The organism is Moraxella catarrhalis (assembly GCF_001656295.1).
GTDB classification, from domain to species: Bacteria; Pseudomonadota; Gammaproteobacteria; order Pseudomonadales; family Moraxellaceae; genus Moraxella; species Moraxella veridica.
Window position 1 is genome coordinate 52,114 of the sequence record NZ_LXHE01000017.1, and the last position, 24,424, is coordinate 76,537.

Annotated in this window: 25 protein-coding genes; 12 read left to right on the top strand and 13 right to left on the bottom strand. The window is 44.1% G+C overall.

The genetic code is table 11. The annotated features are described in order from the left end of the window. The first annotated feature begins 67 nt into the window (after window positions 1-67). From AO382_RS07675 to pyrF, 9 genes are all read left to right on the top strand, one after another. Entirely contained in the window at window positions 68-634 is a 567-nt protein-coding gene (locus tag AO382_RS07675; protein WP_064619774.1) for a flavodoxin family protein, read from the top strand. 152 nt (window positions 635-786) lie between these two features. Continuing rightward, window positions 787-1,740 (top strand): RDD family protein, encoded by a 954-nt coding sequence (locus tag AO382_RS07680; RefSeq protein ID WP_064619777.1) that lies wholly within the window; start codon window positions 787-789, stop codon window positions 1,738-1,740. 7 nt (window positions 1,741-1,747) lie between these two features. After that, window positions 1,748-2,455 (top strand): uracil-DNA glycosylase, encoded by a 708-nt coding sequence (gene ung / locus AO382_RS07685; RefSeq protein WP_064619996.1) that lies wholly within the window; start codon window positions 1,748-1,750, stop codon window positions 2,453-2,455. 9 nt (window positions 2,456-2,464) lie between these two features. Next, window positions 2,465-3,010 carry a tRNA adenosine(34) deaminase TadA gene (gene tadA, locus AO382_RS07690; protein WP_081261391.1) on the top strand — a complete coding sequence of 182 codons (546 nt, stop codon included), beginning with the start codon at window positions 2,465-2,467 and terminating at the stop codon, window positions 3,008-3,010. A 41-nt stretch (window positions 3,011-3,051) separates the two neighbouring features. After that, on the top strand, window positions 3,052-3,765 hold the full coding sequence (gene cmk, locus AO382_RS07695) for a (d)CMP kinase (protein WP_064619780.1): 714 nt from the start codon (window positions 3,052-3,054) through the stop codon (window positions 3,763-3,765). Window positions 3,766-3,979: 214 nt separating this feature from the next. Then, window positions 3,980-5,656, top strand: coding sequence for a 30S ribosomal protein S1 (gene rpsA / locus AO382_RS07700; RefSeq protein WP_064619783.1), 1,677 nt, complete (start codon window positions 3,980-3,982; stop codon window positions 5,654-5,656). Window positions 5,657-5,862: 206 nt separating this feature from the next. Then, window positions 5,863-6,162 (top strand): HU family DNA-binding protein, encoded by a 300-nt coding sequence (locus AO382_RS07705; RefSeq protein ID WP_064609950.1) that lies wholly within the window; start codon window positions 5,863-5,865, stop codon window positions 6,160-6,162. 19 nt (window positions 6,163-6,181) lie between these two features. Continuing rightward, the gene (locus tag AO382_RS07710) at window positions 6,182-6,583 is read left to right on the top strand and encodes a lipopolysaccharide assembly protein LapA domain-containing protein (protein WP_064619787.1); all 402 of its coding nucleotides are present in this window, start codon (window positions 6,182-6,184) and stop codon (window positions 6,581-6,583) included. 128 nt (window positions 6,584-6,711) lie between these two features. Further along, the gene (gene pyrF / locus AO382_RS07715) at window positions 6,712-7,404 is read left to right on the top strand and encodes an orotidine-5'-phosphate decarboxylase (protein WP_064619790.1); all 693 of its coding nucleotides are present in this window, start codon (window positions 6,712-6,714) and stop codon (window positions 7,402-7,404) included. 74 nt (window positions 7,405-7,478) lie between these two features. Here the strand turns inward: pyrF and queC are convergent, their stop codons facing one another. Continuing rightward, window positions 7,479-8,177 carry a 7-cyano-7-deazaguanine synthase QueC gene (gene queC / locus AO382_RS07720; RefSeq protein ID WP_064619793.1) on the bottom strand — a complete coding sequence of 233 codons (699 nt, stop codon included), beginning with the start codon at window positions 8,175-8,177 and terminating at the stop codon, window positions 7,479-7,481. A 157-nt stretch (window positions 8,178-8,334) separates the two neighbouring features. Between queC and AO382_RS07725 the strand changes: the two genes are divergently transcribed. After that, complete coding sequence (locus tag AO382_RS07725) at window positions 8,335-8,982, top strand: MarC family protein (protein WP_064619796.1); 648 nt, start codon at window positions 8,335-8,337, stop codon at window positions 8,980-8,982. A gap of 30 nt (window positions 8,983-9,012) precedes the next feature. Here the strand turns inward: AO382_RS07725 and mnmD are convergent, their stop codons facing one another. Genes mnmD through dnaQ form a run of 6 tightly spaced genes read right to left on the bottom strand, consistent with a single transcriptional unit; the run spans window position 9,013 to window position 16,303 of the window. Then, on the bottom strand, window positions 9,013-10,959 hold the full coding sequence (gene mnmD / locus AO382_RS07730; RefSeq protein WP_064620002.1) for a tRNA (5-methylaminomethyl-2-thiouridine)(34)-methyltransferase MnmD: 1,947 nt from the start codon (window positions 10,957-10,959) through the stop codon (window positions 9,013-9,015). An 11-nt stretch (window positions 10,960-10,970) separates the two neighbouring features. Further along, a complete protein-coding gene (locus AO382_RS07735) occupies window positions 10,971-11,267 on the bottom strand; it encodes a YciI family protein (RefSeq protein ID WP_064609960.1) in 297 nt (98 codons plus the stop codon). Between the two features lie 21 nt (window positions 11,268-11,288). Then, entirely contained in the window at window positions 11,289-12,557 is a 1,269-nt protein-coding gene (locus tag AO382_RS07740) for a DUF2868 domain-containing protein (RefSeq protein ID WP_227513659.1), read from the bottom strand. Then, on the bottom strand, window positions 12,554-13,408 hold the full coding sequence (locus tag AO382_RS07745) for an RnfABCDGE type electron transport complex subunit B (RefSeq protein ID WP_064620008.1): 855 nt from the start codon (window positions 13,406-13,408) through the stop codon (window positions 12,554-12,556). The genes AO382_RS07740 and AO382_RS07745 overlap by 4 nt, the downstream gene beginning before the upstream one ends. 13 nt (window positions 13,409-13,421) lie before the next feature. After that, complete coding sequence (nudC, locus tag AO382_RS07750) at window positions 13,422-14,273, bottom strand: NAD(+) diphosphatase (protein ID WP_064619799.1); 852 nt, start codon at window positions 14,271-14,273, stop codon at window positions 13,422-13,424. Next, complete coding sequence (gene dnaQ / locus AO382_RS11480; RefSeq protein WP_227513660.1) at window positions 14,270-16,303, bottom strand: DNA polymerase III subunit epsilon; 2,034 nt, start codon at window positions 16,301-16,303, stop codon at window positions 14,270-14,272. Before dnaQ ends, nudC begins: the two co-directional genes overlap by 4 nt. Before the next feature lie 135 nt (window positions 16,304-16,438). On the opposite strand from dnaQ, the gene trmB reads away from it, so the two are divergent. Continuing rightward, window positions 16,439-17,119: a tRNA (guanine(46)-N(7))-methyltransferase TrmB gene (trmB, locus tag AO382_RS07765; protein WP_064619802.1), complete on the top strand. Its 681-nt coding sequence runs from the start codon at window positions 16,439-16,441 to the stop codon at window positions 17,117-17,119. Next, a complete protein-coding gene (locus tag AO382_RS07770) occupies window positions 17,116-18,324 on the top strand; it encodes a TIGR03862 family flavoprotein (RefSeq protein ID WP_064619804.1) in 1,209 nt (402 codons plus the stop codon). The genes trmB and AO382_RS07770 overlap by 4 nt, the downstream gene beginning before the upstream one ends. A gap of 46 nt (window positions 18,325-18,370) precedes the next feature. Here AO382_RS07770 and AO382_RS07775 read toward each other — a convergent pair whose 3' ends face one another. The 6 genes from AO382_RS07775 to AO382_RS07800 all read right to left on the bottom strand — a co-directional run bounded on the left by AO382_RS07775 (window position 18,371) and on the right by AO382_RS07800 (window position 24,271). Then, a complete protein-coding gene (locus AO382_RS07775; protein ID WP_064619807.1) occupies window positions 18,371-19,738 on the bottom strand; it encodes an ABC1 kinase family protein in 1,368 nt (455 codons plus the stop codon). 136 nt (window positions 19,739-19,874) lie between these two features. Next, window positions 19,875-21,146 carry a phosphoribosylamine--glycine ligase gene (gene purD / locus AO382_RS07780; protein ID WP_064619810.1) on the bottom strand — a complete coding sequence of 424 codons (1,272 nt, stop codon included), beginning with the start codon at window positions 21,144-21,146 and terminating at the stop codon, window positions 19,875-19,877. A 107-nt stretch (window positions 21,147-21,253) separates the two neighbouring features. Then, on the bottom strand, window positions 21,254-21,886 hold the full coding sequence (locus tag AO382_RS07785) for a fumarylacetoacetate hydrolase family protein (protein WP_064619813.1): 633 nt from the start codon (window positions 21,884-21,886) through the stop codon (window positions 21,254-21,256). Between the two features lie 107 nt (window positions 21,887-21,993). Then, window positions 21,994-22,983, bottom strand: coding sequence for an alpha/beta fold hydrolase (locus tag AO382_RS07790; protein ID WP_064619816.1), 990 nt, complete (start codon window positions 22,981-22,983; stop codon window positions 21,994-21,996). Window positions 22,984-22,989: 6 nt separating this feature from the next. Continuing rightward, window positions 22,990-23,154 (bottom strand): rubredoxin, encoded by a 165-nt coding sequence (gene rd, locus AO382_RS07795; protein WP_003658257.1) that lies wholly within the window; start codon window positions 23,152-23,154, stop codon window positions 22,990-22,992. Between the two features lie 202 nt (window positions 23,155-23,356). After that, entirely contained in the window at window positions 23,357-24,271 is a 915-nt protein-coding gene (locus tag AO382_RS07800; RefSeq protein WP_064620011.1) for a transaldolase, read from the bottom strand. Window positions 24,272-24,424: the final 153 nt, after the last annotated feature.

Here is a 24,424-nt window from a genome sequence, read left to right on the forward strand (position 1 = left end):
TGCCTTTATTTGCCAGATATTTATGCTTATGCTATGATTGTTGGTTTCTTTAAAATTTTAACACAATATGAATCAGCTTAAACCTCACAATCCATCAATGGCGATTGTTTATCATTCAAATTATGGGCATACTCGCCGTGTCGCCCAAGCCATCGCTCAGGGTGCTGAAATGCTTTTACCTGTGCATTTGGTGGATATTGCCGACATTGGCGAATCAGACTGGCAGCGAATTGATGAGGCTTCATTAATTGTATTTGGCAGTGCTGTTTATATGGGCAGTGTGACCGCCGAATTTAAGATTTTTATGGATAGCACCTCAAAGCGGTGGGTGGATCGTCGGTGGCAAGGTAAATTTGCGGCAGGATTTGCTAATTCAGGTGGGCTTAGTGGGGACAAGTTAGCGGTGCTACAGCAGCTGTGTCTTTATGCCATGCAGCATGGCATGAATTGGGTTGGTCTGCCACTGATGCCGACGGGTAGCAGTGAGCAGGATTTAAACCGCCTCAGCAGTTTCTTGGGGCTGATGACCCAGTCTATTGATGCGCCCCCAGAGGTGACGCCTTGTGAGGGCGATATTAAGACAGCCGAGTGGTTTGGTGATCATTTGGCGAAAACGATACTCAAGTTTGGCTAATCCCTCTATTCTTAAAAGAGGCTTTTGCTTGGCAGGCAAGCACTTAAATAAGCATTTGTACAGACAAAAGGCATGGCGATCATGTCTTTTTTATTTTGGGCTTTTGGTTTACAATAGCTCTATGATAAGAATTTATTTTAATTGAGTGATTTATGAAAATTTATTTGGCAAGAAATCAAGTGCAGGCAGGACCGTATACACTCGAAGAGCTTAATACCATGTTAGCATCTGGCGAGGTGATTCTTGATGATTTGATTTGGCACTCGCCAATGACCGCTTGGCAACGCTTGGGCGACTTAACCCAAAATCAATCCTATTATCAGCCTAAAAATACGCTGCCGCCTGAGCCGGCAACATTGGCTGAGATCAAAGAAAAAACTGAGCCAAGAGGGTTTGGTGATAATGTGGATTTTAACCCAAATCACGCTCAATCAGCCGATAAACCTAAGCGAGTGAGCGTCGAAGAGCTATATGGTAAAAAACCTGTTCAGCCCGCTGTCAATTCAGCTCATCAGCAGCCTGGACAGCCGTCTGATGTCGTGGTCAGCAAAGATACGCAGGCAGTCTTAGCAAGTATTGGTTCTAGATTCATGGCAGTGATGATTAACTTTGTGCTATTTATGTTGGCACTGATGCCTTTTTTACAGCAATTTATGGCACTAAATCCTGATCCAGTTCTACTAAACACAGGTGATTTTGAGACACGCATGGCTTATGCTCAAGAATTGGCAACGCAGATACCTGCACAAACGATGACACTATCTAGCATTTTGATTGCTGCATACTTAATCATTCAGCTTATCTTAATTATAGCTCGAGCACAGTCATTTGGTAAACTGGTCGCAGGCATTCGTACTGTAGATACACAAACTTTAGAAAAACCAAATTTTTTCAAGCGGTTCGTCTTGCGTGTTGTCGTGCTATTTTTTATCTATCAGTTGGCAAGTGCTTTGCCAATCGCCATTAATATGGCATTGATTTTATTGATGATTAATTATATTATGGCAGCACGCAGTCCGATTAAACAAGGTTGGCATGATAAATTGGCAGGTACTATTGTTGTGAAGACATCTGAGGTAAAATTTAAGAAAAAATCAGATGAGTGAGAAAATCATGACGCCAGAACAACAAGCAATTCTTGATCGAGTACAGTTGCCCAATGACTGGAAGCAGGCACTTGCACCTGCCTTGATTAGCGAAAATATGGATAAATTGCGTGATTTTTTAAAGATGCAATATCATCAACAAAAAAATATTTATCCCCCAAAAAATCAAATATTTAACGCATTTCATTTAACGCCATTATCTCAAGTTAAAGTGGTCATTTTAGGTCAAGACCCCTATCATGGCACAGGTCAGGCCATGGGATTATCTTTTTCGGTGCCTAAACTTATCCCAAAACCGCCCAGCCTTCAAAATATCTTAAAAGAGCTATCAAATGATTTGGGTGTGCCCATCAGCCGTCATGGTGATCTTAGCTTTTGGGCTAAGCAAGGCGTATTACTGCTGAATGCTACCTTGACCGTTGAGGCAGGTCTTGCTGGCAGTCATCAAAAACAAGGTTGGGAGGAGTTCACTGATGCCGTCATTGAAGCCATTAATGATTATACCGACCAGACGGTTTTTATATTATGGGGCAGCTATGCCAAACATAAAGGTCGATTTATTGATACATCAAAACACTTGGTGCTGACCGCAAGCCATCCTTCGCCTTTGGCAGCAAATCGTGGGGGATTTTTTGGTACTCGACCATTTTCACGCACAAACGAGTATTTGCAACGCCATGGCAAAACTCCGATCAATTGGGCTTTGCCTCAATAGTTACCAAATATGATAGTGCCATTTCATGACATTAATAATTCTGATATCAGTTATGATCAGTATCACTTTTGGTTGATGCGTGATGTTGAGATGATGAATTATGCTTTGGAAATCGCCAAACAAGGTGCTAAGTTTGGTGAGATTCCTGTGGGTGCAGTGGTTGTGCATGAGGGTAGGATCTTAGGTGAAGGCTATAATTGCCCAATCACTACCCAAGATCCGACGGCTCATGCTGAAATTGTGGCAGTACGGCGCGCTTGTGAGAGTCTTAATAACTATCGCCTACCAAAAGGCTGTACACTTTATGTGACGCTAGAGCCTTGTACGATGTGCTTTGGCGCCCTGATTCATGCTCGGGTGAGCCGTGTTGTATTTGGTGCATTTGAACCGAAAGCTGGCGCTGTGGTCAGTCAGCTAACATTGCCAAACCAAGCATTTTATAATCATAGCTTGGATATACAGGGCGGGCTTTTGGCAGGGAAGAGTAGCGCCTTATTGAGCGGTTTTTTTAAACAGCGTCGCCAAGAAAAAAGAGCAGCCAAAGCCCAAGCCTAAAAATTACAATTCATCATTTATTAATACATAGCCAAATTATTATGACTTATTCACATTCAAACCCAAATAAACCAATCATCATCACCGTTGACGGTCCAAGCGGTGCAGGTAAAGGCACGCTCGCTTATCGGCTGGCAGAGCATTTTGGTTTTGAGCTATTAGATAGCGGTGCGTTATATCGTATTGTTGGGCTGATGGCGCATCAGGAAGGACTGCTTGATGGCGCCCCAGATGAGCTGGCTTTGTCTGATCTGACACAGTCGCTTGATTTGAGTTTTTGTCCAAATTCAAAAACCCGCGCCATTGATATCTATATCGATAAAAAGCCACTGCTTGATGATATCCGTAATGAGACTGTCGGCGGTTATGCTTCTATTGTCGCAGCATTCCCAAAAGTGCGTTCGGCGCTACTTGATTTACAAAGAAATATCGCAGATAACAAGCTTGGCTTGGTGGCGGATGGGCGAGATATGGGTACGGTGATTTTTCCTGATGCACATGCAAAAATTTATCTCAGCGCAAGCGCTCAAGCTCGTGCTAAAAGACGTGTTATCCAACTGACTCAAGCGGGTAAGGAGACGAATTTTGATGACATCTTAGCAGACATTATCGCGCGAGATGAACGAGACGAAAATCGATCGGTTGCCCCAAGTCGCCCTGCAGATGATGCGCTATTAATTGACAGTTCAAATAAATCGGCTGATTTGGTTTTTGAAGAAGCCTTGCAATTCATCAATCAAAAATTATCCAAATGATGCAAGTTTGGCATGGGATAAATCTTATAAAGCAGTGTTATTTAAGTAATAAAACATAAAAAATACTACCCATTGCGATTTTAATCTGATATAATTGACAGGTTTACTGTATTTTTGTGTTGTCATTAAGTTTAAAACCAGCATCCCTTAATGGTGCACATCATTTGAACCGTACTGTGCTGGACAGGATACGGCTAATTTTAAGGTATTACTAATGAGTTTATCATTTGCTGAACTGTTTGAAGCAAGCCAATCAGAACAAGGTCTTAACATTGAGCGTGGCTCAGTGATCTCAGGTACTGTGGTTGCAATCGATAGCGATTGGATCACAGTTGATACAGGTCTTAAGTCTGAAGGTATCGTTGCTCGTGAAGAGTTCCTAAACGAAGCTGGCGAGCTTGAAGTGGCAGTAGGCGACAGCATCGACGTTGTGGTTGAAGCTGTGGACAACGGCATGGGTCAAACTGTGCTTTCGCGTGAAAAAGCGAAGCGTGAAGAAAGCTGGCGTGCGCTTGAACAGCTTCACGAAAACGATGAAATCGTTAAAGGTGTTATTTCATCTAAAGTTAAAGGCGGTTTCACTGTTGAGATTGGTTCAGTTCGTGCCTTCCTTCCAGGTTCATTGGTAGATGTTCGCCCAGTCCGCGAAACGACTCACCTAGAAGGTAAAGAGCTTGAATTCAAAGTCATTAAAATTGACAAACAACGCAATAACATCGTTGTATCACGTCGTGCCGTTATGGAAGCTGAAAACTCAGCAGAGCGTGATGAACTACTAGCCAAGCTAGAAGAAGGTATGGAAGTAGAGGGTATCGTTAAGAACCTAACCGACTACGGCGCATTCGTTGACTTGGGCGGTATCGATGGTCTATTGCACATCACCGATATGGCGTGGAAGCGTATTAAGCATCCATCAGAAGCGGTAGAAGTTGGTCAAGACCTTAAAGTAAAAGTTCTTAAATTTGACCGTGAACGCAACCGTGTTAGCTTAGGTCTAAAACAGCTTGGTGCTGATCCTTGGACTGAAGTTGAGCAAACATATCCAGTCGGTACCATCACTAAAGCACGCGTAACCAACCTAACAGATTATGGCTGCTTTGCTGAAATCGCTGAAGGTATCGAAGGTTTGGTACACGTGTCTGAAATGGACCACACCAACAAAAACATCCATCCGTCAAAAGTTGTTCAAGTGGGCGATGAAGTCAATGTGATGGTTCTTGAGATTGATGGTGAGCGTCGCCGTATTAGCCTTGGTATCAAACAAACTATGCCAAACCCATGGGCTGAGTTTGATAAGAACCATGAAAAAGGTCAAAAAATCAGCGGCACAATCAAATCAATCACTGACTTTGGTCTATTCATTGGCCTAGAAGGCGGTATTGATGGTTTGGTACATCTGTCTGATATTTCATGGACCGAGTCTGGCGAAGAAGCCATCCGCAATTACTCAAAAGGTGATACCGTTGAAGCGGTTGTATTGTCTGTTGATGCAGAAGCAAACCGTATCAGCCTAGGTATTAAGCAGCTAAATTCTGATCCATTTAACGAATATCTACTATCAAATGATCGTGGCGCTATCGTTAAAGGTACGGTAAAAGAAGTAGACGCTAAAGGCGCGGTAATTACTTTGGCTGATGAAATTGAAGGTTATTTGCGCGTTGCAGATATTGCTCGTGAGCGTACCGAAGATGCTTCTAAAGTCTTGAGCGTTGGCGATGAAGTAGAAGCTAAAATCGTTGGCGTTGATCGTAAATCTCGTAACATCAGCCTATCAATCAAGGCAAAAGATGAAGCTGATGAGCGTCAAGCAATCAAAGAGCTTTCTAATACAGCAGCTGAAGCACAGCCAAAAACACTTGGCGATATTTTCGGCGAGCAGCTTAAAGGTTAATTACCTTAAGTATTATTAAGCCTATTAAAAAGAGCGATGTTAATCATCGCTCTTTTTTATTGCAGTAAACTACTCAGACTGTAGTTGCAAATATTTGAATGTGTTATGTATTAACAAAAAAATCATTTTCTTTTTTTGTGTTTTAAGTTATTATTTTATTTTAAGGTTATTTTATAAAAGCTTGACTTGTGATTGAGGTAGGTAGTATGCAGGCGGTAATAAATAAATCTAATTTGATTTCAAATTTGGCATCAGTCTGCGAGGATTTAGAAGAGCGTGTCGTTGATGAAGCAGTGCGCCTAATGATTGCAATGATGGTAAATGAGTTAGTGCATGATGGGCGTATTGAAGTCAGAGGTTTTGGTAGCTTCTGCTTGCATCACCGTTCTGCACGCATCGCCCGCAATCCGCGTACAGGCGAGAGCGTTTCTGTCAAGGCTAAAGCTGTTCCCCATTTTAAGCCCGGTAAAGCGCTACGTGAAGCAGTGAATTCGGTTAATGACTGACTAAATATAAGAGTTAATTATGCATATTATTTTAATCATCCTTTTGGTATTGGCATTCGCTTATTCATTGGCGCTTGTCGTTTTGAATAATCAAGCAATCGCTGTTAATTTGTTATTTTCAAACGTTGCAAATATGAGCTTAGGCTTGGTTTTGGTTGCGACAATTTTTCTAGGCGTTCTGATTGGAATTTTGCTTGCGCTTTTATTGTTTCGTGTCTTTCAAAACAAATGGGAAATCAGCCGTCTTAAAAAAGAAAAAGCTGCCATTCAAGCCGAACTTAGTGAAGCCAATCTTAAGTTAGCCCAGCGAGCCGAAGAGGTCCGCAGATTGGAGCTTGAGCACCAGCCAAATGTATCAACTTTAGCTGAATCCACGTCACCAAAAGTGACCAATGATAACTACCATAATCCGAATTTATAAATTAAATTCTTATCAATGGCGGCTTTTCGGTAAATTGCGAAAGTAAGTGAATTATGCTATGATTGCCGCCATAATTTTAATAAAAAGCCGTTATTTGCGGCTTTTTATATTGATAACAAGGATATCTCATGGCGATTACTTCACCCATTATTGTAGCAGTTGATAAGCATAACTTAAACGACGCATTAGCTTTAGCGGACAACTTAGATCCGGCACTGTGTCGCCTAAAAGTGGGTAAAGAGCTATTTACTGCATGCGGTACCCAAGTGGTCAAGGCATTTCATGAACGTAAATTTGAAGTGTTTTTGGACCTAAAATTCCACGATATCCCAAATACAACAGCAAAAGCGGTGCTTTCAGCGGCTGATATGGGCGTATGGATGACCAATATTCATGCCATGGTTGGCACCGACGCGATGCGCTTGTGTAAGACCCGCTTACAAGATGGTGGCTATGATACGCTACTGATTGCGGTAACTGTCCTGACTTCTATGACGGAGGCTAACTTATCTGAGCTTGGTATTCAGCGTCCTTTGAGCGAGCAGGTCTTGCATTTGGCGGGATTGGCGCATGATTCAGGATTGGATGGGGTTGTCTGTTCAGCCCAAGAGGCGCAGCTTTTGAAACAAAAATTTGGTCCACAGTTTAAATTGGTTACCCCTGGCATTCGCTTGTTAGAAGACGCCAAAGATGATCAAGCGCGTGTTTGCACACCATATCAAGCACTGCAAAACGGCTCGGATTATTTGGTCATAGGGCGCTCAATCACAAATGCGCCTAACCCGAACGATAAGCTTCGGACAATTTTAGCTGGTATTTAATTTAATTCAGCATTCACTAAAACTAAGCCCTGTGATCAAACAGGGCCTAGTTTATGATAATCGGTGAGTCTGCTTTATTGATAGCGCGTTGGATCGGCGATCTGGGCATCCATAAAGCCTTGTTTACGTAGGTGACAGCTGTCACAGTGACCACAAGCGCGCCCGGACTCATCGGCTTGATAGCAAGAAACGGTCAGTGAATAGTCCACGCCCAATGAGACACCAAGCTTTAAGGTTTCAGCTTTTGATAAATTTTGTAATGGCGCAATGATGGATAGGTGGTTGCCTTGTCTGCCTGCAACAGTGGCAAGGTTTGCCATGGTTTCAAAGGCGGCGATATAGTCAGGGCGGCAGTCAGGATATCCTGAATAATCCACCGAACTTACGCCAATGATAATGGCGGTAGCTTGTGTTACTTCAGCGACTGCCAACGCATAAGATAAAAAGATGGTATTGCGTGCTGGCACATAAGTGATCGGTGCAACTTGATCATCATCGTTATAGATGATGGATTCATCGTGAACTGGTACTGATAGAGTCATATCGGTCAATGCCGAACCGCCAAGTTTTGCGATATCAATATCAATGACATGATGCCTGATGCCAAGTTTTTTGGCGATATTTTGAGCGGCGTCAAGCTCGCTTGAATGGCGCTGACCATAGCGAAAACTGACGGCAGTGACAGTATTAAATTGTGATTTTGCCCAGTATAAGCAGGTGGTTGAGTCCAGCCCCCCTGAAAATAACACAACGGCATTTTGATTGTTATTCATATGATATTTCATTGGATAAAGTTTCAAGAAAGATACTCTAAATTGTTGCATATTTCAACTATTTTTTAGCCAAGATTCTTTCATAAATACAAATGCCATCAAAGCATGATAGAATGAGCAGCCATAATTGATCTAAATTTGCTGTACCGAGGAATGAATGGAAGTTGAGATTATCAAAATTATTCTAGCCTTTATCGTGCTGATTAACCCATCGGCAGCTTTGGCAATGTTCGTTAATTTTACGCATGGATACAGTTATGAGGATAAACGCCGTGTTGCACGGATTGCCAGTGCGACAGTATTTATTGCGATTGCATTTTTTTCATTATTTGGTGAGACCATGTTGCGTGGTTTGGGCATCTCGTTGGGGTCGTTTCGAGTTGCAGGCGGTATTTTGCTATTTTTAATTGCGCTTGGTATGATGAATGATGGAAATAATCCCGTCAAGCCTAACGAAGATGAGCTAGAACTATCTCAGCCTAAGGCAAAAGATCCAAGCTCTTTGACGGGCATTGCAGTGGTACCGCTAGCGATCCCGATGATGGTTGGACCTGGTGGCATCTCTACCGTCATTATCTATTCGTCTCAAGTGACGGGTGTTGTTGGGATGTCACTGATCATCGTTGCAGGGCTGTGTATTAGTATCTTGTGTTATTTATCTTTGATGGCGGCAGGGCGGATTAGTAGACTGCTTGGAGATACTGGCTTAAATATCATCAACCGTATTATGGGGATTATTTTGGCGGCTTTGGCGATAGAAATCGTTGTGGCAGGTTTAAGAACCATTTTCCCAAATTTATTATAATCAGCCAAACAGTTTAGGCTAAAGATCGCTTTAGTCTTTTTCTTGGATAGGTGTTTTTAATCGGTCACGATTTGGCGACAGTTTCGCCAATAGCTTAGATGACACGGGAAAAATGCCCCCATCCATCATATCAGCCAATACTTCAGCACAAAACGGCGCAAAGCTAAAGCCCTTAGATCCCATGCCATATAGACAAAATATATGGTTACTATTGGCAAGCTTACCGACCAAAGGGTGATAATCCGGCGTTTGGGCACGGATGCCAACGCGACCTTTAAAATTGGCGTCTCTAGAAATATTTAAAGCATGACAATAGTTGGGCAGAGCTTGGTTGAATTTTTGGAAGTTGCTAAGATGCTCATCGTCATTGACCGTGGTATCTGTGCTATTGCGTATAAAGCTTGCGCCAAACAACAGGGATCTTGATTGACTCTTAGGATCAAAAAATTCAGTGCTATAACCATCATATTTGATGGCGTTGGCAGCTTGAGTTGGCTTTTTTGGATCATCGCTGTCGGTAAGGGTAAGCCAAGTGACTTGACCACGAATTTTTCGGCAATTAAAAAGCCGATCATCAATTAAATGGCTGGCAAATCCTGCAGCGATCACGACTTGATCAAAGCTGAAGTTTTGATCATTCTCACCATTAAATGCTGTCAGATCCACCCCATTTTCTTGCTCATGGATCTGCGTGACCCTATAAGGATGGTGTATAAAATGATCTTTGAGCGAAGCAGCGATATTGGCTGGATATAAAATACCACCCATGGGGATGTGCGCAACGATCTCTGTTTGCAGCAGGTCTTGGCTGAGTGCAGAGCTGTCTTTTTGTGGATGATGGGTGCTGATTAATGATTTTGGATATTCATCAATCAGTGCCTGTCTTTTTTTGACCGCTTTTTGACTGGGTAATAAAAAATCAAGAATGCCAATCTGATCAAATATTTGTGAGTGCAAATTCATTGCTTTATAATGGCGATATGAATACAAAAAACTGACTGTAGGCAGATGAGTGGCAGCATGATCTAGCAGTGTTAATTTGGGTGCGAATAATGCACATGGATTGCCCGAAGCGCCCGTCATGATGGCATCAGGCTCAAACAAATACACCTCATGCCCGCGGCAGCTCAAGGAAGCGGCGGCACTGACGCCACTGACGCCACCGCCGATGATTGCGATTTTTTTGGGCTTAAAATCTGCTTGACCAAGACTCAGGGTAGGCTGATTTGGCGTTGGCGATGTACATAGCATCTGTCTTTTTCGCCCAAAGCCTGCCGATTTAACCATATCAAACCCTGCATCAATCAAGCCACGGCGTACAAATCCTGCCGCAGTAAAAGTTGCGACTGTGGTTTGGTTATGAGAAATCCGTGCCATCGCCTTAAATAAATCATCGCTCCACATGTCTGAGTTCTTGGCAGGGGCGAAGCCATCTAAAAACCATGCATCAATCCGCGCACTATGTTTGTGTTGATTATTGGCAATTTCATTCAGGCTGTCTAAAGCCTCGCCAAACCATAAATCCAAAGTAATCCGCTCGCTCAGATGTAAGCGGTGGCATCCTGCTAAAGGTAAGGGATAACTCTCAATCAGCGCATCAACCCAATCACTTAAGTCATCGTCAGTACGCCATACAGACAATGCCTGTGCAAAATCATCATGACCAAGCGGATATTTTTCGGTACTGATAAAGTGTAATCGAGCGGATTTTGGGGCTAGTTTTTGCCAAAGCTGACAAACTGCTAAAAAGTTTAACCCTGTGCCAAATCCAGTTTCAGCGATAATAAAGCGCTGGTCATCACTTAAACGACCAAATCGTTCGGTTAGCCGATTACCATGAATAAACACATGATGAGTCTCGCTCAAACCACCAGCTTGTGAAAAATATATATCATCAAAATGCCGTGACGCGGGCACAAAACAGCCATTATGATCTTCTTTCCATACGATATCAGCGGTTTTAAGCGTACCTGTCATCATCTACCTCGCTATGACTTAGGAAGGACTTGGATAAAGGGCTTGACATCGACATGACTGTACACGCCTGCGATGATATAAGGATCTTGTGCTGCCCAAGCTTTGGCGGCATGAATATCCTCAAACTCAGCCACCACCAAGCTGCCACTCATGGTAGGCTCTCCATGTGCGATGGGCGTGGGACCAGCAATGATGAGTCGATTTTGCGCCATCAGCGCGTTCAAGCGGTCAAGATGAGCAGGTCTGGCTTCGGTGCGCTTATCTAGACTGTCAGCGACATCGTGACCAATAATGGCAAATAACGGCATATTGTCTCCTTTGACTTAAAATCAGTGATTAAATATGGGGATGCGGCGTTCATTCAGCGCCGATCTCCAAGCGTCATCGTGCGCTTGCCCACCAACAAGCATGGCAATGATACCAAATTGATGGTGAGCCAATCGCTCCACTTTACGCAAGATTCCACGATCAGGGGCGGTATCGGTATTGATCACTAAATAAATTTGCGCTGATAAGTGATGAGCGTCTAAAAGCAGTGCATCTATTTGCGCGCGCGTATCAATCACCCCAAAATCTTTGATTGCACTGATGGGAATGTGATCGTGGTAAGGTTTTTCAAGTGCGACGATGACCAATCGATCGCTCAATACAACAGGCGCAGCAGTCGTGGGCGTAGGCGCTTGATAATCATCCGCATCAATGATGATCTGGCTATAAAAATTCATTAAATTGGCGTAATAGGGCGCTTTGACATCAATACTAAATTGTTGGCGAGCTCGCATGCGACTGTACAAATATGCCGCCAAGCGAGGCAGAACGCCATAAATCATCAGGCTTATCATTGCCAATAGGGAAAATTGTGCAGGCGTGTGATTTGATTCATTGGGCAATGTTAGCCCCAGCTGACTGGGGAGATAGCCAATGATATTTATCAAACGATAAAAATGATGATCAGCCAGTAGCGTCGATTCCCAGTGAAAGCTGTAGCTTTTGAATAAAAATAAACCGAGCATGCCTAAGATGCTGCCCATCAGCCCAAATAGCCAAGCTCCATGCAAGATACTGGCAATCTGCCACCGCTTAGTAGGCTTGATCGTATCATTTAATACACCAAAACAAACTTTGCGAATGCTGGTATCGCCATCAGTTAGCTTATCAAATAGCTTGTTTTTAAGGGTGATATGCTCCACCGCGCTGCCCAGCATCGAAGGGCGATGGGGTAATGCAAGCGATGTAAGCCACCAAACCAAAGAAAGCGTATGCCAACCTAATAAAGCCACCATCAAATAAAAAAAGTTAATCGCTTGAGAACCAAGCAGACCTGCCACACCGATGAGCGCCAAGATAAAATAAAGCAAATAAATCAATTTAATGACACTTAAGATGCTATGCTGCGCCTCTGATAAGGTCTCCATGATGCGCCCATCGTTGTCAATTTTTTGGGCGCGAATAAACAGTTTATCAAATGCTGTGCCATTTTCCAACTTAACAGCCTCGGTGATGATTTTTGGATCTTGGGTAAAAATATAATTTTGATCTTCAAGCCGTCTGATCACTTCTAAGTGCTGATGCGCTTTTTTGGGATCGTTTGTTATCATGTCGCATTCTCACTGGTCGCTGGCATAGACTGTAGGGCGCTGAGCTCGGCATTGAGCTTGATCAGTTTATTTTGTAAGTCTGGATCGGTCTTGAGCGCTAATTGTTTATTAATTTTTTTAATTTGAGTGCGTAGCTTAGCTGCAGCGATCGCATTTTTGGCATGGGTTTCGTCAATTTCGGTATGTTGACGTTGGCTAAGTACATTCACCATGGCGGACTCGATGGTGCTTACAACTGGCTTTGCGCCCTGTTCGATGGTCGTAGCGACTCGATCAAGATGCTGATGATAGCGGCGGCGCAGATGGTTTTGTTCTGTGATTCTGTCATCATCACTTAATGTACGAAAGTGTGGTATGACATCAATGCAGTCCACAGGGCAAGGTGCCAAGCACAGCTCGCAGCCCGTACACAGATCGGTAATGATGCTGTGCATGTGTTTGGCAGTGCCGATGATGGCATCAACAGGGCAGGCGGGTATGCATTTGGTGCAGCCGATACAGTCGGCTTCTTGGATGGTGGCTCGCACTTCTTTGGGTCGATTGGTCAGCGGATCGATTTGCCACTGGCTTGGGGTAGCAGGCTTGGTGAGTCTGTTAAGTGTGTTTGCAATGGCGTCGGTCACCGCTTGACCACCTGGGACGCACAAATTAATCGCTTCACCGTTCATCACGATGCCATGCGCATAAGGCAGACAGCCATCATGATGACCGCATAAGCCACATTGAGTTTGCGGTAAAATTGCATCAATGGCGGCAATGGCTCGACGATCAGTGTCGTCTAAGCTTTGTAAATTTAACGGCTTAAATAAGATGGGTAAATTATCTAAGCGCTCTGTCGAGTATGTAATCATGCTATCTTGTTGATTAGGCATTCACCACCGCTTGAATCAGTGAGTGAGCGATGGTGCCTTGATTTGGAATGGGCGGTAGCTGATCGATATCAAAAAATTGAGCGTCGGCAAGCTCATTGCGCTGAATTTTGATTTGACCATGTTTATAATTAGCGATAAATCCAACCATCAAATTGCTTGGATAAGGCCAAGGCTGACTGTCAAAATATTGAACATTGTCAATATGCAGTCCCACTTCTTCGAAAACTTCGCGGTGAGCCGCCATGGGCAGCGTTTCACCAACCTCCACAAAGCCTGCAATCAAGCCATAGATGCCACTTTTATGGTGATGATGACGCGCCAAAAGAATCTGTTTTTTGTGGGTCTTAGGATGCGTGCGAGTAATGGCAACAATGACGCAAGGCTGTACTCTAGGATAGGCGCGGTGGTGGCATTTTGGGCAAATTTTAGCATGTTCGCCTTGGGGATGCGCAGCTGTTTTAGCGCCGCAGCGACTACAAAACTGATGATCATTGTGCCAACCGATCAGCATGATCGCGCGAGCCATTAAGTTTAGCGTCTCATCATCTATCACGGTCAAAAATTCACGAAAACTGATGACTTTTAGGTTTCTGATGGTTTTGGTGTCATAGCCTTGACCATAAGCAAAAATACACCCAAGCTTGATGGCATCATCTACAGTCATGGCATGACTGATCGGTAGCTGATCTGATGAACATAAAAATAAGGATTGCTCGTCATGCGTTTCTGCAAAACCCAGATGGATGGCTTCGCTTGGCGCGTTGGGCAGTTTTAGCACAAATGGCAGCCCATCGCTTGTACACAAAATACCATCACCTTGAATGAGCCAGATTTTAGCCGTCATGATAGCACCTTGGCGCGCCATGCCGCATCAGCCTCGATATCAGACCTAGACAGCGTGAGTAGATCTGCATACTGCGATAGATCATGAAATTTGGATCCGCCGGCGTGGGTATCGCCACCTGCAGTGTCGTCATCATCAATCGCCATCGCAATCTGACCACCTGTCATCGCCAAATACACTTCAGCCAAAATCTCTGAGTCAAGTAATGCCCCGTGAAAGGTGCGATCCTTTTGACCGACGCCAAGCCGCTTGACCAAAGCATCCAAGCTGTTTTTTTGACCAGGATACATCTGCTTGGCGAGCGCCAGTGTGTCGGTAACTTGAACACTGGCTGCAAAATTACTTAAACCTGCACGGTTAAATTCCATGTTCAAAAATTTCATATCAAAGGTAGCATTGTGCGCAATGACCTCACTGCCTGCCATAAAGTCATAAATTTGCTGAGCAACTTCAGCAAATTTGGGCTTATCTGCGACAAACTCATTACTGATGCCATGAACTTGTATGACCTCATCATCCATGGGCTTTTCAGGATTGATGTACACATGTAAAATATTGCCTGTAAATTTACGCCCAACCAATTCAACAATCCCGACCTCGACGATGCGATCGCCACCAACTTCATCAAAACCTGTGGTCTCAGTATCCATGATCAGCTGCCTTTCGGGGGCGCCTCGATTGTCGGGCTTCGGTAAAATTGGCCAAAAATCAGGATTAGCGCGGCTGGTATCACCATCATAAGCAGGGTTTTGAATGGTGTTATATTCACCAATTTTAGGCGCTTGAGTGCGCTCAGCTGGCTCTACTGATGCCATCTCGTCATGGGGCGGATATGGCGAACCTGAAAGACTTTGATCATAAGGCGCCAACGGTTCTGCCAAATCCATCTGACCGCCTGTCATCGCCAAATACACTTCAGCCAAAATCTCTGAGTCAAGTAATGCCCCGTGAAAGGTGCGATCCTTTTGACCGACGCCAAGCCGCTTTACCAAAGCATCCAAGCTGTTTTTTTGATTGGGGAAGTTTTGCTTGGCGATGACATATGTGTCAATGACCTGCACGCGATTTGAAAAGTCCGTCAAGCCAACACGGTCAAATTCCGCTTTCAAAAATCGCATATCAAACTCTGCATTATGTGCGATAACTTGGCTATCCACCATAAATTCATAAATAAACTGAGCCACTTCGGCAAATGTAGGCTGCTGCGCGGCAAATTCATTACTGATGCCATGAATGCTCATGACTTTATCGCTCATTGGTCTTTGGGGGTTGAGATACACGTGTAGCACATTACCTGTGTATTTGCGATCAATCAGCTCAACAACACCGATCTCGACAATGCGATCGCCGTCAAGCTCATACATGCCTGTCGTTTCGGTGTCAAAAATTAATTGACGCTTTGGATTACCGCGATTAATGGGCTTTGGTAGGATTGGCCAAAATTCACTGTCTGCACTTTGTGTATCGCCCGTATAATTGGGATTTTGGATGGTATTGTGCGTGTAATGGCGCTCTGGTTTGGGTGTATCCACCATGAAATTTTCGCCATTTTGGGCTATGGGATTAGGGGAGAGTTCATCTCCAAAACTATCAACGCCTTTATTGGCTAACTGATCTGCCATTTCGTTGCCAGCATGACCGGCATGACCTTTGATCCACTGCCAATCGATGATGCGATTTTGGGTCAGCTGATCCAATCTTTGCCACAGATCTTGATTTAAGACAGGCTTACCATCTGCTTTTTTCCAACCGCGCGACTTCCAACCGCCAATCCACTGAGTTATGCCATCTTTAACATAGCCTGAATCTGTCCAAAGCTGTAGGGGAATCTGTGCAGGCGTTGCCTCCAAAGCTGTGATGGCAGCCATCAATTCCATGCGATTATTGGTCGTATCAGGCTCACCGCCCCACAGATGTCGCTCATCGCCATTGAAATACTGCAAATACACGCCCCAGCCGCCTGCAGATACGCCTTGTTTTCCATTGCCTTTACAGGCGCCGTCGGTATAAGCGATATTAAGTTGGCTCATGGTGTTTGCTCGTATGATTGATAGTAATTAGACTATTATAAATCATTGAAGGATTTTGTGCGAATTTTTTGGTCTATGCAGAGACTTTGAGTATGATATAATGCTTTATTTGATTTGCCGAAAATTAGATTGTTTATGATTCATCATGACACGCCAAGCCATCGTTTTGACCGTTTATTTGACGCCAAATTTTTACATGCACCAAAAACTGTCCAACACCAAGACAGACAAAGCATTTTTCAATCATTGACCTCAAACACACCACTTTTTTTGGAAATTGGTGCAGGTAAGGGCAAGCACGCCATACAATTTGCCAGCTCAAATACAGACAAGCATTTGATCGCCATTGAAAGAACTCGTGAAAAATTTAACGCATTTCAAAAACAAGCTACTCTTGGTGAATTGAATAATTTAACCTTCGTTCATGCTGACGCCATTGCCTTTTGTGTGCATTTTATTGCACCCAATTCGCTTGATGGCGTATTTATTTTGTATCCAAATCCTGAACCGCATAATAAAAATCAGCGTTGGCTGAATATGCCATTTTTTGAATTTTTATTATCTCGTCTAAAAGCGGGGGGATTTGTCATCATTGCCAGTAATATTGAATCTTATATGGATGAGGCGTGCCAGCTGTTGGACGAAGTTTGGCAGCTGCCTTATACCAAGCGTGCCATTGATTCAACATCAGCACGCACACACTTTGAGATCAAATATTTGGCTCGTGGCGAGCTTTGTCAAGAAATTATCCTCACCAAGCCTGCTGGTTATCAGACCAGATTTGATCATGTGCTTGTAAAAGAGCAGGCTATATGAAACCAAAAATCGCTGTGATTGGTGCCGGTGCTGCTGGACTTATGGCGGCTGAAGTGCTGTCTTTATATCCCGTATCAGTAGATGTCTATGAACATAAACCAACTGCCGCACGCAAAATACTGATGGCAGGCAAGACGGGTTTAAATATCTCGCACAGTGAGCCTTTTGAGACTTTTGTGGATCGTTACACGCCAAATGATTGGCTGACTGGATATTTACAGTCATTTCATGCCGATCATATCGTTGCGTGGATGGCATCTTTGGGCATCAAAAGCTACATTGGTTCATCTGGTAGGATTTTTCCAGTAGAAATGAAAGCCTCAAAATTGGTTCGTGCGTGGCTATCTCGGCTAAATGGTCGGGGCGTTCGGTTTTATTATCGCCATCGCTGTACTCAGATATCAGGCAGGGTATTAAGCTTTGATAAGCTTGATGCTAAGGCGGAGCTTATTGACTCTTTTTGTGCTGACTATGATGCGGTTATCTTAGCATGTGGCGGTGGGTCATACCGAGCGCTTGGCAGTGATGGTGCTTGGCAGCAGTGGTTTGATAAAGATTTATTAACACCGTTATATGCCAGTAATGTCGGCGTGCTGGTTGAGTGGTCGTCTTTTATGGTGCCGTTATTTGGTCAGCCATTAAAGCGTATTCAAATCAGTGTAGGGAAAAAGTCGTATCAAGGGGATGTCATCATCAGCCATTATGGACTAGAAAGCGGACTGATTTATCGTCTCAATCGGGCAATGCGCCGCAGCCAAAAAGAAAATGGCTTTCATTTATCGGTCGATCTGATGCCTGATAAATCTGTTGATACCATTCATCATATTTTAAGCCAAACTAAAAGAAAATCGCTGAATACCTTACTCAAAAAAGCGGGTCTAGATGCTGTCAAAATCGCTGTCTTAAGGGAGTGTACGCCTAAGGCAGATTGGTCGGATACCGCCAAAATGGCAATGCATATCAAAAACTTAACCATTCAAGCGACAGGTTTTCGACCGATGGATGAGGCGATTAGTACTGGCGGCGGCATCAAGCGCATTGCTCTAGATAGCGATCTGCAGCTCATCTGCGAACCGGGTGTATTTTGTGCTGGTGAGATGCTTGATTGGGACGCACCAACAGGCGGCTATTTATTAACCGCTTGCTTGGCTACAGGGCGTGCGGCAGCTTATGGCGTCTTACGGTTCTTAAATATTGATCAATAAAATCATCACGCTCATTGGCTTGTATCTTATGATCGTAATAAACGAGCTAATCAATGAATTTAGCGACCAATGCTTCGCTGTCGGTGCGCGCATCGAGCGCCACAAGCAAAGCATAAGCACCAATGAACTTACGACTGATAAACATCATTTCTTTGGGCGGTAGGCTAAATTCGCGCGACTGCATGCCATTTTTGGCGGTATTCATCACTCTAGCATACAAATCACTGCCCGACCAAATATATAAGCCTTGCTCATCAAGATGTGTAGAATGACCGCCATACCGTTCATTAAGTGCTTGTGCATGAGCAAAAGGCTCGCAAGCCATCAAAAATACTTCTGCCATATCAGACCTCGGCTTACCGTTTAGCTGATCGAAAAAATCATAGCCTGTCATGGCAGCCATCATCTTTTGTTTGTCTTGATGATAGCCTGCGCTGATTAGTCCGCGCGCGATGCTCAAAAGATGATCGTCAAATTGCTTGATTGCCCCAAAGTCTAATAAGATCAGTTTATCAATACCATCTTCATAGCGCACCAAATAATTACCAAAGTTAGGATCGGTTTGCATCTCGCCCCACTCAAACAGCTCGCGGATAACAATCTCAATGGCAGCCTGCCCAAGCGCATTTTTGCGGTCTTGGGGCAAGGTGGTGATGACAGGATCATTCAGCGATACACCCGCCTCAAAGCTCATGCAGATCAATCGATTGGTGCTATAGTTATCATAAATCGTCGGCACAACATAACGCTCATCATCCGCCAAATAACGAGCAAAACGCTTGGTGGTCTCTGCCTCAAGCTGATAATCCACTTCGCGGTGCAAAAGCTCACCGATCTCCTCAAACCAAGCATCCAAAGCTTTGGTCTGTGGTACTGCATTGGTAATCTTTAATAAATGCTTAAAAATGGATAGATCAGAATCAATCGAATCAGCTACCCCTGGATACTGTACTTTGAGCACCACATCTTGGCCACTGAACTTATGTACAGCCTTATGAACCTGTGCCAAGCTTGCTGTACCTATGGGAGTACGCTCAATCTCAAAGTCGGCGACTTGTTCGCCAAGCTCTGCTTTGAGTGTTTCATAGATGACATGCCAAGACAGCGGAGCAGTTTGAGCATCCAATGTGTGCAGGGCATTTAGGACTTCTTTGGGTAGAAAATGCTCGCCATATAGTGCAAGCATTTGACCGACTTTGACGACCGAACCCTTTAATTTACCAAGCTCACCGACCAAGTAATCTGCTTGCTCTTGCATTAAGGTGTGCTTAGCGATCTGTCTTTCTTCCTTGGTCATCAAAAGACCGCTCATGCTAGACTTTGCCCAATTTTTACCGATATTTAAAGAAGTTTTTGCAATCGATAGACGACGTGAAAAAGGCGAAGTTTTGAGTTTATTCAGTGGTTGGCTCATTGTTGTGATGCAATAAATAATATGGTTATCAATGGTTGCATTATAGCAAATTTCTATTCATTTAACATCTGTCAAACCTAAAAGATATTTGACAAAAACAAAAAAGATGGTTAAACCATCTTTTTTGTTGATTAAATCAGCGTTTGATGGCACGCCAGCCGATGTCGCGGCGGTACTGCATACCATCAAATTGGATGCTCTCAATCGCTGCCAGGGCGTCTTTTTGGGCGGTTTGAATATCATCTGCCAGTGCTGTCACGCATAAAACTCGTCCACCGTCGGTAACGATGTCATTGCCTGATTTTTTGGTGCCAGCATGGAAGATTTTTAAGTGGTTCGTTTGGGTATCAAGTCCTGTAATGATATCGCCTTTGGTGCTGGATTCAGGATAGCCGCGACTTGCCAAAACCACGCCCAATGCCACTTGATCCGACCACTTAGCTTCACTTGGTAAATTTCCCAAAAGACCTGCTTCGATCAGACGGGTCAAGGAGCTTTCAAGGCGCATCATAATCGGCTGAGTCTCTGGATCGCCAAATCGGCAATTAAACTCAATCACATAAGGGTCGCTTTGCTCATCAATCATCAGCCCTGCATACAAAAACCCTGTATAAGGCGTGCCATTGGCTTTCATCGCCTCAACGACAGGGCGAATGACACGTTCAATCACCTTATCATGCACCGCTTGTGTGACCACAGGCGCTGGCGAGTATGCGCCCATACCACCTGTGTTAGCGCCAGTGTCGCCCTCAAAAATACGCTTATGATCTTGACTGGTCGCCATCGGTAGGATGTTTTCGCCATCAATCATACAAATGAATGATGCTTCTTCACCTGATAAAAACTGCTCAATGACCACGCGGCTGCCTGCATCGCCAAATTTATTGCCATCAAGCATATCATCAATCGCATCGAAAGCCTCAGCTTCATCCATGGCGACGATCACGCCTTTACCAGCTGCTAAGCCATCTGCTTTAATGACAATGGGCGCGCCTTTTTCACGCACGTAGTTCTTGGCGGCTTCAACTTCTGTAAAGACTTGATAATACGCTGTGGGAATACCATGTTTTTGCATGAATTCTTTGGCAAATGCTTTTGAGCCTTCAAGCTGAGCACAGTATTTTGTTGGGCCCCAAACAGCAATGCCTGCCTTGCGCAAATCATCTACCACGCCAGCAACCAGCGGCGCTTCAGGCCCAACAACGACAAATTGAATGTCATGTGATTGGCAAAATTCAATCAATGCGTTATGATCGGCAACATCCAGATCAATATTTTGCAGTTTTGGCTCAATATCAGTGCCAGCATTACCGCGCGCAACATAGACGGTTTTGACTTCATCATCTTTTGCACAAGCCCAAGCCAAAGCGTGCTCACGACCCCCTGTGCCAAGTACCAAAATATTCATCATTCCCCCAGTGATTTGCTAAGAAATTGGCGCTTATTGTAACAAAAATTTGGAAGATCGCCAATGAAGTTATGAAAAAAAGCGCCAGTTGTTTTGACGCATGATGGTTAGGCGATATGGATGGTGTATGACTCTGCATCAAGCCGAGCGACGAGCGTATCACCACTGACGAGCCTGCCAACACCTTTGGGCGTGCCTGTATAAATGATGTCACCTTGACGCAAGCCAAACTTTTCATGCAAAAAATTTAATTGATAAGCTATATCAAATAAAAGCTTATCTGTGCTATCGTCTTGACGGATATCACCATTGACCGTCAGTGATATCTGATGCATTGTTGGTATGCCTTTGGTTAAAATGGATAACCACGCACCATCGCGAAAGCCTTTGGCGGTCGTCCATGGCATGCCTTTGGCTTTTAGATGACTTTGGACATCGCGCGCTGTCAAATCAAGCCCAATCCCATATCCTGCAATACAGCTTAGATCAGGGATTTGGTCATCTGCCACATCTTGATTGATATAAACAACCAGCTCAACTTCATGATGGATATCTTCTGAATAATTTGGCAGTCTTAAAGTGTCATCTGTACTCAAAGCTGTGGTCGGCTTTAAAAAGACCAAAGGCTCCCCAGTGGGCACATTGCCAAGCTCACTGATATGCTCAGCATAGCTACGACCAATACAGTAAATGTTATTGACAGGGGCGGTGCTACCATCTTTAAATATGACGTGCTTCATAAAAATCCTCAACGGTTTTGTCGGCAGTTTTTACCAAATTATAGTAGCAATATCGATCCATCGAATCAATCTTCAATTACCCAGATGAGTCATTAAGATCATCAAAACTATGAGCGGCAGTGATCACTGATCAGTCCTGTCAGATAAGGGTAGTAATAGTTTGGTAAGTCATGCCCCATGCCGCTGACCAGCACAAAGCGAGCGTTTGGGATGACTTTGGCAAGAAATTTACCATGGCTTGGTGCGACCAAACCGTCTTTGTCGCCATGAATTACTAACGTGTTCGCGCGGATCTGCTTGGTGAAGCGCAATATCGAACCTGATGCCAAAATGGCGGTCAGCTGCTGCGAGACACCCAATGGATGAAAATTTCTTTGGTAGCGCTTTTCGGCGATGGCGCGCGTACCTTTGATGTCTAAATGCCCAGGCGATCCGACCGCCGTCATAAACCATACGCTATGACGCACCATATCTCTTTCAGAATGACTTTCGGGGCGACGGACAAATGTCATAAACTGTTTGGGATTTGGCGGTCTTAAAAATGCCCGATTGGATGTAGAAAATAGCAGTACTAAATTTTTGATATATTTGGGATAACGCGCTGCGACGATTTGTGCGATCATGCCACCCATCGAAGCCCCAACAAGATTGACATCGCTAAGCTGCATGGTCTTGATCAGCCGTGCCACATCTTCTGCCATATCTGTCAGCGTATAGGCGACTTGCTCCGAGCGATTGGACAGACCTGTCTGCATTTTTAGCATCATTTTAAAGGTGTTCAGTCTGGGCAGCCCATCAATTTGGATTTTACTTGATAAGCCTGTATCACGATTATCAAAGCGTATGACAAAAAATCCAGCGTCCATAAACAGCTTTAAAAATTGGTCAGACCAAAACATCATCTGTGAGCCAAGACCTGTAATAAAGATCATCGGTGGATGCATGGGGTTGCCACCTGCTTCCACACAAAGCTCAATGCCTTCACCGATATCAATGATGGCTTGAAATAGATGTTCTGACAGATCAGAAGGATACCAGTGAATATCCCCAAATCTTTGCCAGCTGTCGGGTGGTGTCATAGGGCGATTGGTGCTCATGATGGCTTAGATTTCTACCATTTCAAAGTCTTCTTTGCCGACGCCGCACTCAGGGCAAAGCCAGTCATCAGGCACATCTTCCCAGCGCGTACCAGGCGCAAGCCCTTCTTCAGGGCAGCCCAGCGCTTCGTCATAAATCCAGCCGCATACGATACATTGATATTTTTTCATAATCACCTTTGACCTTAAAAAGTCCACCAAATCCCATAAAGGCTTGATCATTGGGTAAATAAAATATTCAATTAGTTTACAGATGTATCGAATTTTTGCAAGTAAAATTTGTGATTTATGAAAATAATTTGATCAAATCTCAATTTTTGCACAAAAAAGCTAAGCGGATCATGTAGCTTAAATAACTAAAAGCGTGCCAAAATCAGCGATCCAAAAGCTGCTTGGCAAGCGTTTGTCTTGCACCAATAAACCCCTCAATACCTTTGAGTAGTAGTGCATTAAGCGGATGACCATCTTGCTTAGCCATAAAGCTGCTTTGGCTTAAAGGCTCAGGCTTTTCGATGATTAAATCGCTTGGTGTTAGCATGCGGGAGACCTTTTGACTACTTTGAGAGAGCTCATCTAATAAGGCAGGCGAGATGGTTAAAAGATCACATCCTGCCAATGCGATGATTTGATCAATGCTGCGAAAACTGGCGCCCATCACTTGTGTGGCATAGCCATGTGATTTATAAAATTGATAAATATGTTTCACAGAATTGACACCCATATCTTCGCTGACAGGGATGGATTCTCGGCTTTCGTGCGCTTTTTGCCAATCGGTGATACGCCCAACAAAAGGAGAGATCAAAGTTACGCCAGCGTCGGCACAGGCGCGCGCTTGGATATCGGTAAATAATAAAGTCAAATTGCAATGAATGCCTTGTTTTTCAAGGAATTGGGCAGCCTGAATGCCTTCATAGGTGGCTGCAATTTTGATCAGTACACGATTAGGATCTACCCCAGCAGCGACATAGCGATCGATATAGTCAAGCGCCTTATCGACCGTGCCTTGGGTGTCAAACGACAAGCGCGCATCCACTTCTGTTGAGACGCGTCCTGAAATGCGCTCACTGATTTGCGCACCAAGCAGTACGGTGAGTGTATCAATGGCAGCGTCCACATCCATCCCTTGAATTTGCTGTACCAGTTCAGCATTTTCGCCACCACTAAAAGCGGCGGTAATCAAACTGGGATTGGTCGTAGCATCGACAGGCTTTAGCCGTGTGATGGCGCCCAAATCGCCTGTATCGGCGACGATGGTGGTGTATTGTGCTAATTGTTCTAAGCTGTTCATTTTGGTCTCTGATTTGTTGTCAAGTTTGCCACAAATTAGCACACTTGACGGTATTAGGCTAGAAATTTTTGCTGGCGTCATCTAAATTTCATCTAAAAATTATTCGATATCAGATATAAAATAAAGTTTGATAAAATCACTACAACTAAGCTT

Coding starts and splice junctions, on each gene's coding strand:
- AO382_RS07675 (WP_064619774.1), top strand. CDS start 68: ATGAATCAGCTTAAACCTCACAATCCATCAATGGCGATTGTTTATCAT.
- AO382_RS07680 (WP_064619777.1), top strand. CDS start 787: ATGAAAATTTATTTGGCAAGAAATCAAGTGCAGGCAGGACCGTATACA.
- ung (WP_064619996.1), top strand. CDS start 1,748: ATGACGCCAGAACAACAAGCAATTCTTGATCGAGTACAGTTGCCCAAT.
- tadA (WP_081261391.1), top strand. CDS start 2,465: ATGATAGTGCCATTTCATGACATTAATAATTCTGATATCAGTTATGAT.
- cmk (WP_064619780.1), top strand. CDS start 3,052: ATGACTTATTCACATTCAAACCCAAATAAACCAATCATCATCACCGTT.
- rpsA (WP_064619783.1), top strand. CDS start 3,980: ATGAGTTTATCATTTGCTGAACTGTTTGAAGCAAGCCAATCAGAACAA.
- AO382_RS07705 (WP_064609950.1), top strand. CDS start 5,863: ATGCAGGCGGTAATAAATAAATCTAATTTGATTTCAAATTTGGCATCA.
- AO382_RS07710 (WP_064619787.1), top strand. CDS start 6,182: ATGCATATTATTTTAATCATCCTTTTGGTATTGGCATTCGCTTATTCA.
- pyrF (WP_064619790.1), top strand. CDS start 6,712: ATGGCGATTACTTCACCCATTATTGTAGCAGTTGATAAGCATAACTTA.
- queC (WP_064619793.1), bottom strand. CDS start 8,177: ATGAATAACAATCAAAATGCCGTTGTGTTATTTTCAGGGGGGCTGGAC.
- AO382_RS07725 (WP_064619796.1), top strand. CDS start 8,335: ATGGAAGTTGAGATTATCAAAATTATTCTAGCCTTTATCGTGCTGATT.
- mnmD (WP_064620002.1), bottom strand. CDS start 10,959: ATGACAGGTACGCTTAAAACCGCTGATATCGTATGGAAAGAAGATCAT.
- AO382_RS07735 (WP_064609960.1), bottom strand. CDS start 11,267: ATGCCGTTATTTGCCATTATTGGTCACGATGTCGCTGACAGTCTAGAT.
- AO382_RS07740 (WP_227513659.1), bottom strand. CDS start 12,557: ATGATAACAAACGATCCCAAAAAAGCGCATCAGCACTTAGAAGTGATC.
- AO382_RS07745 (WP_064620008.1), bottom strand. CDS start 13,408: ATGATTACATACTCGACAGAGCGCTTAGATAATTTACCCATCTTATTT.
- nudC (WP_064619799.1), bottom strand. CDS start 14,273: ATGACGGCTAAAATCTGGCTCATTCAAGGTGATGGTATTTTGTGTACA.
- dnaQ (WP_227513660.1), bottom strand. CDS start 16,303: ATGAGCCAACTTAATATCGCTTATACCGACGGCGCCTGTAAAGGCAAT.
- trmB (WP_064619802.1), top strand. CDS start 16,439: ATGATTCATCATGACACGCCAAGCCATCGTTTTGACCGTTTATTTGAC.
- AO382_RS07770 (WP_064619804.1), top strand. CDS start 17,116: ATGAAACCAAAAATCGCTGTGATTGGTGCCGGTGCTGCTGGACTTATG.
- AO382_RS07775 (WP_064619807.1), bottom strand. CDS start 19,738: ATGAGCCAACCACTGAATAAACTCAAAACTTCGCCTTTTTCACGTCGT.
- purD (WP_064619810.1), bottom strand. CDS start 21,146: ATGAATATTTTGGTACTTGGCACAGGGGGTCGTGAGCACGCTTTGGCT.
- AO382_RS07785 (WP_064619813.1), bottom strand. CDS start 21,886: ATGAAGCACGTCATATTTAAAGATGGTAGCACCGCCCCTGTCAATAAC.
- AO382_RS07790 (WP_064619816.1), bottom strand. CDS start 22,983: ATGAGCACCAATCGCCCTATGACACCACCCGACAGCTGGCAAAGATTT.
- rd (WP_003658257.1), bottom strand. CDS start 23,154: ATGAAAAAATATCAATGTATCGTATGCGGCTGGATTTATGACGAAGCG.
- AO382_RS07800 (WP_064620011.1), bottom strand. CDS start 24,271: ATGAACAGCTTAGAACAATTAGCACAATACACCACCATCGTCGCCGAT.